Genomic DNA, 15,727 nt, shown 5'->3' with positions numbered 1-15,727 from the left:
TGGAGTGACTATGTGAAATTAGTTACACAAAGTTCCTCAAAGTGCTTCACAATGTTTCACAAAGCCTAAAAAACTTCTTTGACGTTGTGATAAACTTGGTGTGACTTTGTGCTACGACGTCAACTCCTCCACCGTATCCAACTCCACCTTCAAATTCTTGATAATAAACTCCTGACGATCAGGGGTGTTTTTACCCATATAAAACTCCAATAACTTTTCAATAGAAGTGGCTTTATCCAGCATAACAGGGTCTAAACGTATGTCTTCACCAATAAAATGCTTAAACTCGTCAGGTGAAATTTCACCTAATCCCTTGAATCGTGTGATTTCAGGTTTTGGTTTTAATTTATCAATCGCATCCCTACGTTCTTCATCGCTATAACAATAAATGGTTTCTTTCTTATTACGCACACGAAATAACGGAGTCTGTAAAATATATAAATGTCCTTCTTTAATAATTTCAGGAAAAAACTGTAAGAAGAAAGTAATCAATAACAACCGAATGTGCATCCCGTCCACATCGGCATCGGTCGCAATAACAATGTTGTTATAACGCAAGTCTTCCATACTTTCCTCAATATTTAATGCGGCTTGAAGAAGGTTGAATTCCTCATTTTCATACACAATCTTTTTGGTCATGCCATAGGTATTCAAAGGCTTACCACGCAAACTAAAAACTGCTTGTGTATTTACATCACGTGATTTAGTAATTGACCCCGATGCTGAATCCCCCTCGGTAATAAACAAGGTACTTTCTAAACTACGAGCATTCTTAGCATCAGTCAAGTGCACCCGACAATCACGCAGTTTACGGTTGTGTAAACTCGCTTTTTTGGCACGTTCTTTAGCCAACTTACGAATACCTGACAATTCCTTACGCTCGCGTTCGGCTTGCAAAATTTTTCGAAGTAACAAATCGGCTACTTCTGGATTTTTATGTAAAAAGTTGTCTAAATTCGTTTTAATGAAATCATTTACAAACGTACGCACTGTAGGGCCATTAGGACCAATATCAGTCGAACCAAGTTTGGTTTTGGTTTGCGATTCAAAAACGGGTTCTTCAACCTTAATTGAAATGGCTGAAACTATTGATTTTCTAATATCTGAAGCCTCAAACGGTTTGTTGTAAAACTCCTTTATAGTGCGAACAATGGCTTCTCGAAAAGCCCCCAAGTGAGTCCCCCCTTGTGTTGTGTTTTGCCCATTTACAAACGAATAATATTCTTCCGAATACTGTGTTTTACTATGTGTCATCGCAATTTCGATATCGTCACCTGTTAAGTGAATGATAGGATATTGCATATCTTCAGTAGTAATGGTTTCTTCTAATAAATCTTTTAACCCATTTTCTGAAAAAAACTTTTCACCATTATAAACTATTGTTAAACCTTTATTTAGGTAACAATAATTTTTCAACATTCTTACAATATATTCGTTACGGTATTTGTAGTTTTTAAAAATGGTATCATCAGCAATAAAACTAACTTTGGTTCCTTTACGTTTTGTAGTTTCAATTACATCTTCTTCTACAGTAAGACTCCCTGCCGAAAATTCTGCTGCTTTTTGTTGATTATCACGTACCGACTCTACCCTAAAAAAAGTAGAAAGCGCATTTACAGCCTTAGTACCTACTCCATTTAGACCTACCGATTTTTTAAAGGCTTTCGAATCATATTTACCTCCTGTGTTCATTTTAGACACCACATCAACTACTTTCCCTAAAGGAATACCACGACCATAGTCACGCACGGTAACCATTTTATCCTTTAAGGTAACTTCTATAGTCTTTCCTGCTCCCATCACAAACTCATCGATACAGTTATCTAGGACTTCTTTTACCAAAATATAAATACCATCATCAGGAGATGAACCATCCCCTAACTTACCAATATACATCCCTGGACGCATACGGATATGCTCCCTCCAGTCGAGAGAACGTATATTATCTTCGGTGTATTGATTTTGTTCAAACATATATAAAAAACGATTGGGTGCTAAGATACTTTAAAACTATGTAAAAGAAAAACAAAATAGATTAGCAATAAAAACAAATAGGAAAAATAAAAAAATACAGATATAATTTCATATTTAACATTTTTTTTAGATATTTGATAAAACAATAACCTAAAAAAAATAAATATGAAAAAAATTCATTGCTTATTATTATTAATAACAACTTGGACAGGATTCGCTCAGAATCTTGTAAAAGGATCTATAAAAGATACAGGAGGGTTAGGAATTCCAGGAGTTAATATCACTACTAGTGGTACAAATGCTACAACTTCTGATTTCGATGGTGGTTTTTCTATTAAATTAAATCCAGGAAAACACACTCTAAAATTCAATTATATGGGCTATAAAACAGAAGTCAAAGAAATTGAAATAAAAGATCAAAATATCGAATTAAACATAGTTCTACAAGAAGAAAACAAAAGCTTAGATGAAGTAGTAGTAGTAGGTACCAGAACGGCTCCCCGAAGCAACACTACCACCCCTTTACCTGTAGATTTATTATCTTCCAAAGAACTTGCTTCAACAGGACAAGCCACGTTTGACAAAGCATTACAATACAGAATACCTTCTTTCAATACTGTTCAAACACCTGTAAACGATGCCACCTCTTTATTAGATCCCTATGAAATACGAAACATGGGACCTAGCCGTACCTTAATATTAATAAACGGTAAACGTAAAAACATGAGTGCATTGCTATACACACAAACTTCTCCTGGGCGCGGCGAAACAGGAGCCGATATTTCTGCAATTCCTCAAGATGCTATTGAACGAGTAGAAATACTACGTGACGGAGCTTCTGCCCAATATGGTTCTGACGCTATCGCAGGCGTTATGAATATTATTTTAAAAAGCAATCCTAATTCAGGATCTGGCACCATAAGAACAGGAATAACAGGAAAAGGAGATGGAAAAATGATCGGTGTAAGCCTTAATAACGGAACAACGGCATTTAATGAAAAAGGATTTGTTAACTACACTTTAGATTTTTCAAAAGTAACATTAGCTAATAGACCTGGCACTGTTGATGCGCAAGGAGAATCTAAAGATTTTTCTGCAAATATACTGGACGTTCAAGACTTTCTAAATAGACATCCCGATGCAGGTAATATTAATGGATCTCCCGCTACAGCAACTGCTAAATTTGAGATAAATGGAGGTGTAGAAGTAACTGAAAATTCAAAATTATATTTTAATGGTGCTTATGTTTACAAAAAAGTAAATTCATTCGCAAACTACAGAACACCATACTGGAGAACATTAAATGAATATCCTTTTTTAAATCAATTATTTCCTGGAAATGGTAAAAATGGATACGATGGTTATGTACCTACATTTGAAGGAGACTTAAATGACTACAATGCAACTTTAGGATTAAAATCCACAAAAAACGGATGGAATACAGATTTAAGTATAACATTTGGAGGCAACACTCAAGAATACACCGTCAACAACTCTTTCAACCGTTCAAGCATTTTAGATGGAAATGGAGCCAATATTTATAAAGAAAACAGTCCAATTTCATTCAAACCTGGAGGATCCAAATTTGACCACATAGTAGGAAATATAGATGTAAACAAAAACTTAACAGATAAAATCAGTTTTGCTATAGGGTCTGAATTCAGAACAGAAAACTTCACCATTCTAGAAGGAGACAAAGCTTCATGGGATGGACTAGGTGCAGACTCATTTGCCGGTAACAGACCTGAAAATTCAGGTAAATTCAACCGTTATAATGTTGGAGGATACATAGCGACAACTATAGATTTCACAAAGGATTTTTTAATAGACGCCACTTTACGTGGTGAAAATTATAGCGATTTTGGTTCTACTTATATAGGTAAATTAAGTACCAGATATAAATTTTTAGATGATAAAATAACACTAAGAGCATCTATATCATCTGGTTTTAGAGCACCTTCTTTACACCAAATTTACACCCAAAAATCACAATACAGCTTTTTTCCAGGACAAGGAGTCTTAGTTAGCGGATTAGTTAACAATGTATCTCCTCAAGCTCGTCAAATGGGAATCGATAAATTAAAAGCTGAAAAATCTGAAAATTACACCATTGGACTAGGTTTTAAACCAACGAAAAACATAACATTAACTCTTGATTATTATCACATTAACGTATACGACAGAATTGTTTTAAGTGATGAAATTAAAGATGTAACCATTAACGGAAAAAATTTAGGAACATTATCCTTCTTTACCAATGCTTTAGACACTAGAACAAGAGGTTTAGATGTAGTTGCCAGCATACGAAATATTAAACTAGGAAGAGGCGATTTAGGCTTTAATTTATCAGGAAATTACACATTTGAAAACTGGAATACTAACAAAATTCCTGTAAAATTTGGCAAAGACCTTATAGATGCTACCCAACAACATTTATTATTCACTTCTCGCCCTAAAACTAAATGGATATTAGGAACAACTTATGACATTGGGAAATTTGGCTTTTCATTAAACAATACTTTGTTTGGAAAAACAATATTCAAACAAACTGGATTGGATTCCGATTTAAGAACCGAATTCAAGCCAAAAGTAGTAACCGATTTAGGGATAAATTTCAATGCCACAAACAAATTAACCTTTGCTTTGAACATTAATAACTTATTAAATGTTTTACCAAAATGGGAATTTAAGGCTGAAAATGCAATAGGACAAACCAAATTAACTGATCCTAATTTTGTAAAAAACCAATCCAATCTAATTACTTTCAATCAACGTTATTCACAAATGACTTATGATGGATATCATTTTAGCCAATTAGGAACCATGTTTAATTTATCAGCTAATTACAAATTCTAAAATAGCTCTTCTAAATACAATCCTACCCCAAAATAGTTAAAATTCTATTTTGGGGTATTTTATTAAACCAATTGCTTAATAAACTTTACTGTGATAAAAACATAAAAATACCAAAATTTTAGAACAAATTAGAAGCCTTGCAAGAAATCAGAATCAAACACAGGTGGGAAGCTATAGATAAGGAAAATCAAGCCATCCTAAAAGCTAAATCACAAAACACATATTCCACAAGTTTTATCCAATGGTGATTCTCTAAAGCAATTATTAGCTAGATGCAGGTATTTACTATATAAATCTCATGAAAATGGACCCTAAATCAACAAGAAAGAGCTGAAATTTTATTTGAACTTATACAGAGATAAAAACAGCATACCTTTTATCTCAAGAATTAAGAAGGATCTACAACACCAATAACGATAAAAATATTGCAATGTTGAAATTAGCTCATTGGTATAGAAAAGTAGAAGAATCAGAATTTAAAAACTTCAATATTCTTCTAAATACAATAACAGTCAATTATCAATCAATACTAAACTATTTTGATAATAGAAGTACTAATGCAGCTGCTGAATTTTTTAATGTAAAAATAAAAGCCTTTCGAAGTCAGTTTAAAGGGGTAAGAAATATCGATTTTTCCTTATTCAGATTGTCCAATCTTTTTGCCTAATTCCCAACTTTTGGCTCACATATTTTTTTTGGGGATTAGTTTGATTTAAGCAAATAATTTTTCCAGTCTAAATAAGAAAAATTTAATATCTGTAACACCTCTAAGATTTGCTCTAAAGAGTTTTATTTTAGAATTAAAAGATTCTGCATTTGCATTAGTATTTCTGTTGTTAAAGAAGCTTATAATTGTATCTAGATGGTTTTTAATACTATTTGAAGCAATATTAAAATGAGTAAAATTCAGTGATTTAGTTTTTCCAATCCATTGTTCTATTTTTTCCTTTGCTATGATTTTTGAAGTTGTTTCATATATCGCTCTAAACTCCATACAATGCTTGTAAGCCTCTTCTATTTTTGGATAAGATTCAAATAACAACTTAGCTCTCGCTCTTTGATTTTTTGTCCAGTCTGTTGGCAATTTGGTTATTATATACCTACTTCTTGCCAAAAGTTGTTTTGGGCTATCTCCATTTTCAAAGGTAAATGGTTTGTATTTTTCACCTTTATCTTTCGCCTCTTTTATAGCTTGATTTTCTTTCTTTATTTCCTCCCAACGATACTCTATTCTAATGTGTTGTAATGCTTGGGTTACTAATTTTACCACATGAAAACGATCTGTAACGATATTGGCATTAGGAAAAAAGATTTTTGCAACTAGATTCATATTACTAGCCATATCCAAAGTTATTTCCTTAACTAACTGTCTTTTTTCTAATGGGATTTTAAGAATGACATCTATAATATCCTGACTTTTTGTGCCTGATATCGAAGCAATAAGAGTTCCTTTTTTACCTCTTCCTTTTTTATTGGTTAAGTAAGTATAGAGTTCTCCTTTTGATAAACTAACTTCATCTATACTGATATATTCACCAATATTTTGAGGGTAAATCAAATACTCTTCAGCATGATTTTTTTGCTCCCATTCATTAAATCCGCTCACTTTTTTCTTATAGTGTCGTTGAAGAATGTAGCTCTTTACACCATAGTAGCTAGCTATATTACTTATCGTATCTTCTCGGGTCTCGACCTGTACCTTTTAAAAAACCGGAGAGTTCAGTGGTTAATTTTGAGCCCTCAGCTACAAAAGAATAATCGTTTTTCACCTCTTTAGATTTATTCACTTTTTCTCGCCAACGTCTGGTTCGAATTCCTAAATACACTGCCTTTCCACGAATAGGGAAATCTTGAACTAGCGTTCTCTCATTAAAACCTTTTGATTCATATTGAACAGGATTATCAACTGAATGTAGAGTATTCTTTTCGTCTAAATAAATAAAGAAACACTCTTTTTGAGTTGACAAATCGCCTAACTCTTTAAAATCTACAATATCAAAATAATCAAGTAAACCCTCAGGTAAAAAATGCTTTATAAATTCCAAATCCATCGATTAGATTGCTATTAATTAAAAAACAAATTTAATCAAATCCCCTGAAAATGTCTCTGACCCATAAAAATATTGCAATGTTGAAATTAGCTCATTGGTATAGAAAAGTAGAAGAATCAGGATTTAAAAACTTCAATATTCTTCTAAATACAATAACAGTCAATTATCAATCAATACTAAACTATTTTGATAATAGAAGTACTAATGCAGCTGCTGAATTTTTTAATGTAAAAATAAAAGCCTTTCGAAGTCAGTTTAAAGGGGTAAGAAATATCGATTTTTCCTTATTCAGATTGTCCAATCTTTTTGCCTAATTCCCAACTTTTGTTGTTGATTCCACGGTAGCTTGCTACGCCCGCTCACGCGGTGATTGCGGTATTCCATTAGCAATTTCTATAAAACAAAAACCCCTCATCGTATAGATGAAGGGTTTTAAAGAAAGGCAGCGATCTACTCTCCCACAATATGCAGTACCATCGACGCTGGCGGGCTTAACTTCTCTGTTCGAAATGGGAAGAGGTGAGCCCCGCCGCAATAACCACCTTAAGATTTTAAAGGCATTAGCTAATAGCCATAAGCCACTAGTTTGTGCTTTTCCATTAAACTCTTGGCTTATGCCTTTTGCCTAATGGCTAATATTTTAACATATTGAGATAAATATTCAAATTTGTTTATAATCCTTTTTAGGTAAAGAAAGAATTTTACGCCCCACCCTGACTCCTCCCCTTTGGGGAGGTTGGGTGGGGCTACAATAAGCTTACGGGTTATTAGTACTACTTGACTCTGACATTACTGCCTTTACATCTATAGCCTATCAACGTGGTCATCTTCCACGACCCTTAAAAGAAATCTCATCTTGTGGTGGGTTTCGCGCTTATATGCTTTCAGCGCTTATCCCTTCCCAACGTAGCTACTCTGCGGTGCTCCTGGCGGAACAACAGATACACCAGCGGTTGGTCCAACTCGGTCCTCTCGTACTAGAGTCAGATCCACTCAAATTTCTAACGCCCACAGTAGATAGAGACCGAACTGTCTCACGACGTTCTGAACCCAGCTCGCGTGCCACTTTAATGGGCGAACAGCCCAACCCTTGGGACCTTCTCCAGCCCCAGGATGTGACGAGCCGACATCGAGGTGCCAAACCCCCCCGTCGATGTGAGCTCTTGGGGGAGATCAGCCTGTTATCCCCGGCGTACCTTTTATCCTTTGAGCGATGGCCCTTCCATGCGGAACCACCGGATCACTATGCTCTACTTTCGTACCTGATCGACCTGTATGTCTCTCAGTCAAGCTCCCTTTTGCCATTGCACTCTACGCACGGTTACCAAGCGTGCTGAGGGAACCTTTAGAAGCCTCCGTTACTCTTTTGGAGGCGACCACCCCAGTCAAACTACCCACCAAGCAATGTCCTCCTTTTTTAGGAGTTAGACCTCAGATAAGCAAAGGGTGGTATTTCAACAATGACTCCACAACGCCTGGCGACGCCATTTCACAGTCTCCCACCTATCCTACACATCACTTATCCAAGACCAATACTAAGCTATAGTAAAGGTGCACAGGGTCTTTTCGTCCCACTGCGGGTAATCGGCATCTTCACCGATACTACAATTTCACCGAGCTCATGGCTGAGACAGTGTCCAGATCGTTACACCATTCGTGCAGGTCGGAACTTACCCGACAAGGAATTTCGCTACCTTAGGACCGTTATAGTTACGGCCGCCGTTTACTGGGGCTTCAATTCAATGCTTCTCCGAAGATAACATCTCCTCTTAACCTTCCAGCACCGGGCAGGTGTCAGGCCCTATACGTCATCTTACGATTTTGCAGAGCCCTGTGTTTTTGATAAACAGTCGCCTGGACCTTTTCACTGCGGCCAGCTTGCGCTGGCGACCTTTCTCCCGAAGTTACAGGTCTATTTTGCCTAATTCCTTAGCCATGAATCTCTCGAGCGCCTTAGGATACTCTCCTCAACTACCTGTGTCGGTTTACGGTACGGGTACTTATAATCTATGTTTAGAAGGTTTTCTTGGCAGCCTTTAGGTACACTATCCCTTCATCCGAAGAATCCGAGTACTATCGCATTTCACCAGTCCCAGCGGATTTGCCTACCGGGCCTTTAGCTAAGTGCTTTAACGAACTATTCCGTCAGTTCGCGGTACTTTCACCACTGCGTCACTCCATCACAATTATAACTAGTACGGGAATATTAACCCGTTGGCCATCGACTACTCCTTTCGGATTTGCCTTAGGACCCGACTAACCCGCAGCTGATTAGCATAGCTGCGGAAACCTTAGTTTTTCGGCGGGGGTGTTTCTCGCACCCCTTATCGTTACTTATGCCTACATTTTCTTTTCTAACCTCTCCAGCACCTCTCACAAGATACCTTCGGCGATGTTAGAATGCTCCCCTACCACTTGTACTTAGTACAAATCCATAGCTTCGGTAGTATGCTTATGCCCGATTATTATCCATGCTCGATCGCTCGACTAGTGAGCTGTTACGCACTCTTTAAATGAATGGCTGCTTCCAAGCCAACATCCTAGCTGTCGATGCAATCAAACCGCGTTTGTTCAACTTAGCATACATTTGGGGACCTTAGCTGATGGTCTGGGTTCTTTCCCTCTCGGACTTGGACCTTAGCACCCAAGCCCTCACTGCTCAATATATTATATAGCATTCGGAGTTTGTCAGGAATTGGTAGGCGGTGAAGCCCCCGCATCCAATCAGTAGCTCTACCTCTATATAACTTAACTTGAGCGCTGCACCTAAATGCATTTCGGGGAGTACGAGCTATTTCCGAGTTTGATTGGCCTTTCACCCCTACCCACAGATCATCCCAAGACTTTTCAACGTCAACGGGTTCGGACCTCCACTTTGGGTTAACAAAGCTTCATCCTGTCCATGGGTAGATCACACGGTTTCGCGTCTACCACTACTGACTTAAGCGTATAAATACGCTTTCAACCCCTTAGATTGAATCGCGCCCTATTCAGACTCGCTTTCGCTACGGATCCGTGACTTAATCACTTAACCTTGCCAGCAACGGTAACTCGTAGGCTCATTATGCAAAAGGCACGCCGTCACAGATTATGCTGCTCCGACCGCTTGTAGGCGTATGGTTTCAGGTTCTATTTCACTCCGTTATTCACGGTTCTTTTCACCTTTCCCTCACGGTACTGGTTCACTATCGGTCTCTCAGGAGTATTTAGCCTTAGCGGATGGTCCCGCCAGATTCAGACAGGGTTTCACGTGCCCCGCCCTACTCAGGATAACACTATTCTTTATATTCTTTACTTATACGGGACTATCACCCTCTTGGGTTAACCTTTCCAGGTTATTCTAATTCAGTTTACAAGAAATATTGTGGTCCTACAACCCCGTTATTGCCGTAACAACAACGGTTTGGGCTAATGCGCTTTCGCTCGCCACTACTTACGCAATCACTTTTGTTTTCTTCTCCTCCGCCTACTTAGATGTTTCAGTTCAGCGGGTTCGCCTCCTATCGGATACTATGTCTTCAACATAGTGGGTTGCCCCATTGGGATATCTGCGGATCAATTCGTATGTGCCGATCCCCGCAGCTTTTCGCAGCTTATCACGTCCTTCTTCGCCTCTGAGAGCCTAGGCATTCCCCATACGCCCTTATTTTGCTTATTGTTTTCTTTATTATTTTAGCCATTAGTCAATAGCCATAAGCCACTAGTGCCTATTGCTTTTTTACTAATCACTAAAGATGTTCTTTCTACTTGTTTGTATGTTTATCTCAATATGTCAATGAACTTTGAGCCCCCTCCAGCTCCCCCGAAGGGGGAGAGCCGATTGCTCTATATTCCTCCCCTTTGGGGAGGTTAGGAGGGGCTGTTGTGGAGAATATCGGAGTCGAACCGATGACCTCCTACGTGCAAGGCAGGCGCTCTAGCCAGCTGAGCTAATCCCCCATTGTCTATTTTGAATGTTGAATTATTTTTTTGAATTATTTTTCAAATTCATCATTTAAAATTTATAATTCAAAATTCGCTTCTAGAATTTCCTTTTTTATAACTTTAAATAGTAGTCCCGGGCAGACTCGAACTGCCGACCCCTACATTATCAGTGTAGTACTCTAACCAGCTGAGCTACGAGACTCTGTATTTTAAGCCTTTTCTTTTTTTTGAATTAACAGCGAGAGTAAGATTTTAATTTAATTTTAATTTTAAATCACATCCTTTTTTTTGTCTCTAGAAAGGAGGTGTTCCAGCCGCACCTTCCGGTACGGCTACCTTGTTACGACTTAGCCCTAGTTACCAGTTTTACCCTAGGCAGCTCCTTGCGGTCACCGACTTCAGGTACCCCCAGCTTCCATGGCTTGACGGGCGGTGTGTACAAGGCCCGGGAACGTATTCACCGCAGCATGGCTGATCTGCGATTACTAGCGAATCCAGCTTCACGGAGTCGAGTTGCAGACTCCGATCCGAACTGAGAACGGTTTTTTAGATTCGCGCCTACTTGCGTAGTGGCTGCTCTCTGTACCGTCCATTGTAGCACGTGTGTAGCCCAAGGCGTAAGGGCCGTGATGATTTGACGTCATCCCCACCTTCCTCACGGTTTGCACCGGCAGTCTTGTTAGAGTTCCCGACCTTACTCGATGGCAACTAACAACAGGGGTTGCGCTCGTTATAGGACTTAACCTGACACCTCACGGCACGAGCTGACGACAACCATGCAGCACCTTGAAAAACGTCCGAAGAAAGATCTGTTTCCAAATCTGTCGTTTCCCATTTAAGCCTTGGTAAGGTTCCTCGCGTATCATCGAATTAAACCACATGCTCCTCCGCTTGTGCGGGCCCCCGTCAATTCCTTTGAGTTTCACTCTTGCGAGCGTACTCCCCAGGTGGGATACTTATCACTTTCGCTTAGCCACTCAGGTTGCCCCAAACAGCTAGTATCCATCGTTTACGGCGTGGACTACCAGGGTATCTAATCCTGTTCGCTCCCCACGCTTTCGTCCATCAGCGTCAATACACTCGTAGTAACCTGCCTTCGCAATTGGTATTCCATGTAATCTCTAAGCATTTCACCGCTACACTACATATTCTAGTTACTTCCAAGTAATTCAAGTCTTACAGTATCAATGGCCGTTTGATCGTTGAGCGACCAGATTTCACCACTGACTTATAAAACCGCCTACGGACCCTTTAAACCCAATGATTCCGGATAACGCTTGGATCCTCCGTATTACCGCGGCTGCTGGCACGGAGTTAGCCGATCCTTATTCTTACAGTACCGTCAAGCTCCCTCGCAAGGGAGTGTTTCTTCCTGTACAAAAGCAGTTTACACACCATAGATGCGTCATCCTGCACGCGGCATGGCTGGGTCAGTCTTGCGACCATTGCCCAATATTCCTCACTGCTGCCTCCCGTAGGAGTCTGGTCCGTGTCTCAGTACCAGTGTGGGGGATCTCCCTCTCAGGACCCCTACCCATCGTGGCCATGGTAAGCCGTTACCTTACCATCTAGCTAATGGGACGCATGCTCATCTTGTACCGTTGGAACTTTAATCATAATGTGAGGCCACATCATAATACTATGGGGTATTAATCCAAATTTCTCTGGGCTATCCCCCTGTACAAGGTAGATTACATACGCGTTACGCACCCGTGCGCCGGTCTCAAAGGAGCAAGCTCCTTCTACCCCTCGACTTGCATGTGTTAAGCCTGCCGCTAGCGTTCATCCTGAGCCAGGATCAAACTCTTCATCGTATATCTTTTGTAACCCTAAGGTTAAATATTGTGGACAAAGAATGCTAGTTTTCTTACTCTCTTAAATTTTATTGTTTTAATATCTCTATTAAAACGTGCTGTCAATCCAATATGTCTATGAACTTTTTATTCTTATTTTTCGCTTTTGACTTAGCGTCTTAGCGGGTGCAAAGATAGTGTTTCTTTTAGTATTTCCAAGGGTTTTCTTATTTTTTTTCAAAAATTTTAAAATTCTTGGTTTTCAATCTATTTAGGAACTTTTGTACTTTGCGAGGATAAAAAATCCCCTGATCTACAGGGGAATTTTATGTCGATTCCAACTATTTTGGAATAAAGAAAGGCAGCGATCTACTCTCCCACAATATGCAGTACCATCGACGCTGGCGGGCTTAACTTCTCTGTTCGAAATGGGAAGAGGTGAGCCCCGCCGCAATAACCACCTTAAGGTTTTTAAAGGCATTAGCTAATAGCCATAAGCCACTAGTTTGTGCTTTTCCATTAAACTCTTGGCTTATGCCTTTTGCCTAATGGCTAATATTTTAACATATTGAGATAAATATTCAAATTTGTTTATAATCCTATTTAGGAATCGAAAGAATTTACGAGCCCCCAGTGGTTCCCCCTTTGGGGGTTAGGGGGCTCTTACAATAAGCTTACGGGTTATTAGTACTACTTGACTCTGACATTACTGCCTTTACATCTATAGCCTATCAACGTGGTCATCTTCCACGACCCTTAAAAGAAATCTCATCTTGTGGTGGGTTTCGCGCTTATATGCTTTCAGCGCTTATCCCTTCCCAACGTAGCTACTCTGCGGTGCTCCTGGCGGAACAACAGATACACCAGCGGTTGGTCCAACTCGGTCCTCTCGTACTAGAGTCAGATCCACTCAAATTTCTAACGCCCACAGTAGATAGAGACCGAACTGTCTCACGACGTTCTGAACCCAGCTCGCGTGCCACTTTAATGGGCGAACAGCCCAACCCTTGGGACCTTCTCCAGCCCCAGGATGTGACGAGCCGACATCGAGGTGCCAAACCCCCCCGTCGATGTGAGCTCTTGGGGGAGATCAGCCTGTTATCCCCGGCGTACCTTTTATCCTTTGAGCGATGGCCCTTCCATGCGGAACCACCGGATCACTATGCTCTACTTTCGTACCTGATCGACCTGTATGTCTCTCAGTCAAGCTCCCTTTTGCCATTGCACTCTACGCACGGTTACCAAGCGTGCTGAGGGAACCTTTAGAAGCCTCCGTTACTCTTTTGGAGGCGACCACCCCAGTCAAACTACCCACCAAGCAATGTCCTCCTTTTTTAGGAGTTAGACCTCAGATAAGCAAAGGGTGGTATTTCAACAATGACTCCACAACGCCTGGCGACGCCATTTCACAGTCTCCCACCTATCCTACACATCACTTATCCAAGACCAATACTAAGCTATAGTAAAGGTGCACAGGGTCTTTTCGTCCCACTGCGGGTAATCGGCATCTTCACCGATACTACAATTTCACCGAGCTCATGGCTGAGACAGTGTCCAGATCGTTACACCATTCGTGCAGGTCGGAACTTACCCGACAAGGAATTTCGCTACCTTAGGACCGTTATAGTTACGGCCGCCGTTTACTGGGGCTTCAATTCAATGCTTCTCCGAAGATAACATCTCCTCTTAACCTTCCAGCACCGGGCAGGTGTCAGGCCCTATACGTCATCTTACGATTTTGCAGAGCCCTGTGTTTTTGATAAACAGTCGCCTGGACCTTTTCACTGCGGCCAGCTTGCGCTGGCGACCTTTCTCCCGAAGTTACAGGTCTATTTTGCCTAATTCCTTAGCCATGAATCTCTCGAGCGCCTTAGGATACTCTCCTCAACTACCTGTGTCGGTTTACGGTACGGGTACTTATAATCTATGTTTAGAAGGTTTTCTTGGCAGCCTTTAGGTACACTATCCCTTCATCCGAAGAATCCGAGTACTATCGCATTTCACCAGTCCCAGCGGATTTGCCTACCGGGCCTTTAGCTAAGTGCTTTAACGAACTATTCCGTCAGTTCGCGGTACTTTCACCACTGCGTCACTCCATCACAATTATAACTAGTACGGGAATATTAACCCGTTGGCCATCGACTACTCCTTTCGGATTTGCCTTAGGACCCGACTAACCCGCAGCTGATTAGCATAGCTGCGGAAACCTTAGTTTTTCGGCGGGGGTGTTTCTCGCACCCCTTATCGTTACTTATGCCTACATTTTCTTTTCTAACCTCTCCAGCATCCCTCACGAGACACCTTCAGCGATGTTAGAATGCTCCCCTACCACAGAATATTCTGTCCATAGCTTCGGTAGTATACTTATGCCCGATTATTATCCATGCTCGATCGCTCGACTAGTGAGCTGTTACGCACTCTTTAAATGAATGGCTGCTTCCAAGCCAACATCCTAGCTGTCGATGCAATCAAACCGCGTTTGTTCAACTTAGCATACATTTGGGGACCTTAGCTGATGGTCTGGGTTCTTTCCCTCTCGGACTTGGACCTTAGCACCCAAGCCCTCACTGCTCAATATATTATATAGCATTCGGAGTTTGTCAGGAATTGGTAGGCGGTGAAGCCCCCGCATCCAATCAGTAGCTCTACCTCTATATAACTTAACTTGAGCGCTGCACCTAAATGCATTTCGGGGAGTACGAGCTATTTCCGAGTTTGATTGGCCTTTCACCCCTACCCACAGATCATCCCAAGACTTTTCAACGTCAACGGGTTCGGACCTCCACTTTGGGTTAACAAAGCTTCATCCTGTCCATGGGTAGATCACACGGTTTCGCGTCTACCACTACTGACTTAAGCGTATAAATACGCTTTCAATCCCTTAGATTGAATCGCGCCCTATTCAGACTCGCTTTCGCTACGGATCCGTGACTTAATCACTTAACCTTGCCAGCAACGGTAACTCGTAGGCTCATTATGCAAAAGGCACGCCGTCACAGCTTATGCTGCTCCGACCGCTTGTAGGCGTATGGTTTCAGGTTCTATTTCACTCCGTTATTCACGGTTCTTTTCACCTTTCCCTCACGGTACTGGTTCACTATCGGTCTCTCAGGAGTATTTAGCCTTAGC

The 15,727-nt window shown here is 40.5% G+C and carries 6 protein-coding genes, 2 tRNA genes and 5 rRNA genes (1 of these 13 only partly in view); 3 read left to right on the top strand and 10 right to left on the bottom strand.

The genetic code is table 11. The features are described from left to right. Positions 1-111: 111 nt before the first annotated feature. Positions 112-1,974 carry a DNA topoisomerase IV subunit B gene (locus NAB20_RS08795; protein ID WP_105195181.1) on the bottom strand — a complete coding sequence of 621 codons (1,863 nt, stop codon included), beginning with the start codon at positions 1,972-1,974 and terminating at the stop codon, positions 112-114. Positions 1,975-2,139: 165 nt separating this feature from the next. On the opposite strand from NAB20_RS08795, the gene NAB20_RS08790 reads away from it, so the two are divergent. Together NAB20_RS08790 and NAB20_RS08785 are read left to right on the top strand one after the other, a co-directional pair. Continuing rightward, positions 2,140-4,830, top strand: coding sequence for a TonB-dependent receptor (locus NAB20_RS08790; RefSeq protein ID WP_105195180.1), 2,691 nt, complete (start codon positions 2,140-2,142; stop codon positions 4,828-4,830). A gap of 358 nt (positions 4,831-5,188) precedes the next feature. Continuing rightward, positions 5,189-5,497, top strand: coding sequence for a transposase (locus NAB20_RS08785; RefSeq protein ID WP_375605781.1), 309 nt, complete (start codon positions 5,189-5,191; stop codon positions 5,495-5,497). Positions 5,498-5,542: 45 nt separating this feature from the next. Here NAB20_RS08785 and NAB20_RS08780 read toward each other — a convergent pair whose 3' ends face one another. Further along, complete coding sequence (locus NAB20_RS08780) at positions 5,543-6,436, bottom strand: transposase (protein ID WP_375604989.1); 894 nt, start codon at positions 6,434-6,436, stop codon at positions 5,543-5,545. Positions 6,437-6,494: 58 nt separating this feature from the next. After that, positions 6,495-6,881 carry a hypothetical protein gene (locus NAB20_RS08775; RefSeq protein ID WP_088390055.1) on the bottom strand — a complete coding sequence of 129 codons (387 nt, stop codon included), beginning with the start codon at positions 6,879-6,881 and terminating at the stop codon, positions 6,495-6,497. 77 nt (positions 6,882-6,958) lie between these two features. On the opposite strand from NAB20_RS08775, the gene NAB20_RS08770 reads away from it, so the two are divergent. Further along, positions 6,959-7,195, top strand: coding sequence for a transposase (locus tag NAB20_RS08770; protein ID WP_375604988.1), 237 nt, complete (start codon positions 6,959-6,961; stop codon positions 7,193-7,195). Positions 7,196-7,318: 123 nt separating this feature from the next. Here the strand turns inward: NAB20_RS08770 and rrf (NAB20_RS08765) are convergent. From rrf (NAB20_RS08765) to NAB20_RS08735, 7 genes are all read right to left on the bottom strand, one after another. Continuing rightward, a 5S ribosomal RNA gene (gene rrf / locus NAB20_RS08765) occupies positions 7,319-7,427 on the bottom strand. A 201-nt stretch (positions 7,428-7,628) separates the two neighbouring features. Further along, a 23S ribosomal RNA gene (locus tag NAB20_RS08760) occupies positions 7,629-10,539 on the bottom strand. Positions 10,540-10,746: 207 nt separating this feature from the next. Continuing rightward, positions 10,747-10,820, bottom strand: a tRNA-Ala gene (locus tag NAB20_RS08755). A gap of 113 nt (positions 10,821-10,933) precedes the next feature. After that, positions 10,934-11,007: transfer RNA gene (locus NAB20_RS08750), tRNA-Ile, on the bottom strand. A gap of 96 nt (positions 11,008-11,103) precedes the next feature. Further along, positions 11,104-12,619, bottom strand: a 16S ribosomal RNA gene (locus tag NAB20_RS08745). Positions 12,620-12,954: 335 nt separating this feature from the next. After that, a 5S ribosomal RNA gene (rrf, locus tag NAB20_RS08740) occupies positions 12,955-13,063 on the bottom strand. Between the two features lie 199 nt (positions 13,064-13,262). Further along, positions 13,263-15,727: ribosomal RNA gene (locus NAB20_RS08735) — 23S ribosomal RNA — on the bottom strand; it runs 441 nt beyond the window's last position. Together the 16S, 23S and 5S rRNA genes with 2 tRNA genes alongside form the textbook arrangement of a ribosomal RNA operon.

The organism is Flavobacterium davisii, assembly GCF_042182265.1.
GTDB lineage: Bacteria > Bacteroidota > Bacteroidia > Flavobacteriales > Flavobacteriaceae > Flavobacterium > Flavobacterium davisii.
Note: the sequence above shows the minus strand (reverse complement) of the source record. Positions and strands in the feature narration are given on the sequence as shown.

What these genes read in the sequence shown, in the direction of transcription:
- NAB20_RS08795 (WP_105195181.1), bottom strand. Translation starts at nt 1,974, where the DNA reads ATGTTTGAACAAAATCAATACACCGAAGATAATATACGTTCTCTCGAC.
- NAB20_RS08790 (WP_105195180.1), top strand. Translation starts at nt 2,140, where the DNA reads ATGAAAAAAATTCATTGCTTATTATTATTAATAACAACTTGGACAGGA.
- NAB20_RS08775 (WP_088390055.1), bottom strand. Translation starts at nt 6,881, where the DNA reads ATGGATTTGGAATTTATAAAGCATTTTTTACCTGAGGGTTTACTTGAT.
- NAB20_RS08770 (WP_375604988.1), top strand. Translation starts at nt 6,959, where the DNA reads ATGTTGAAATTAGCTCATTGGTATAGAAAAGTAGAAGAATCAGGATTT.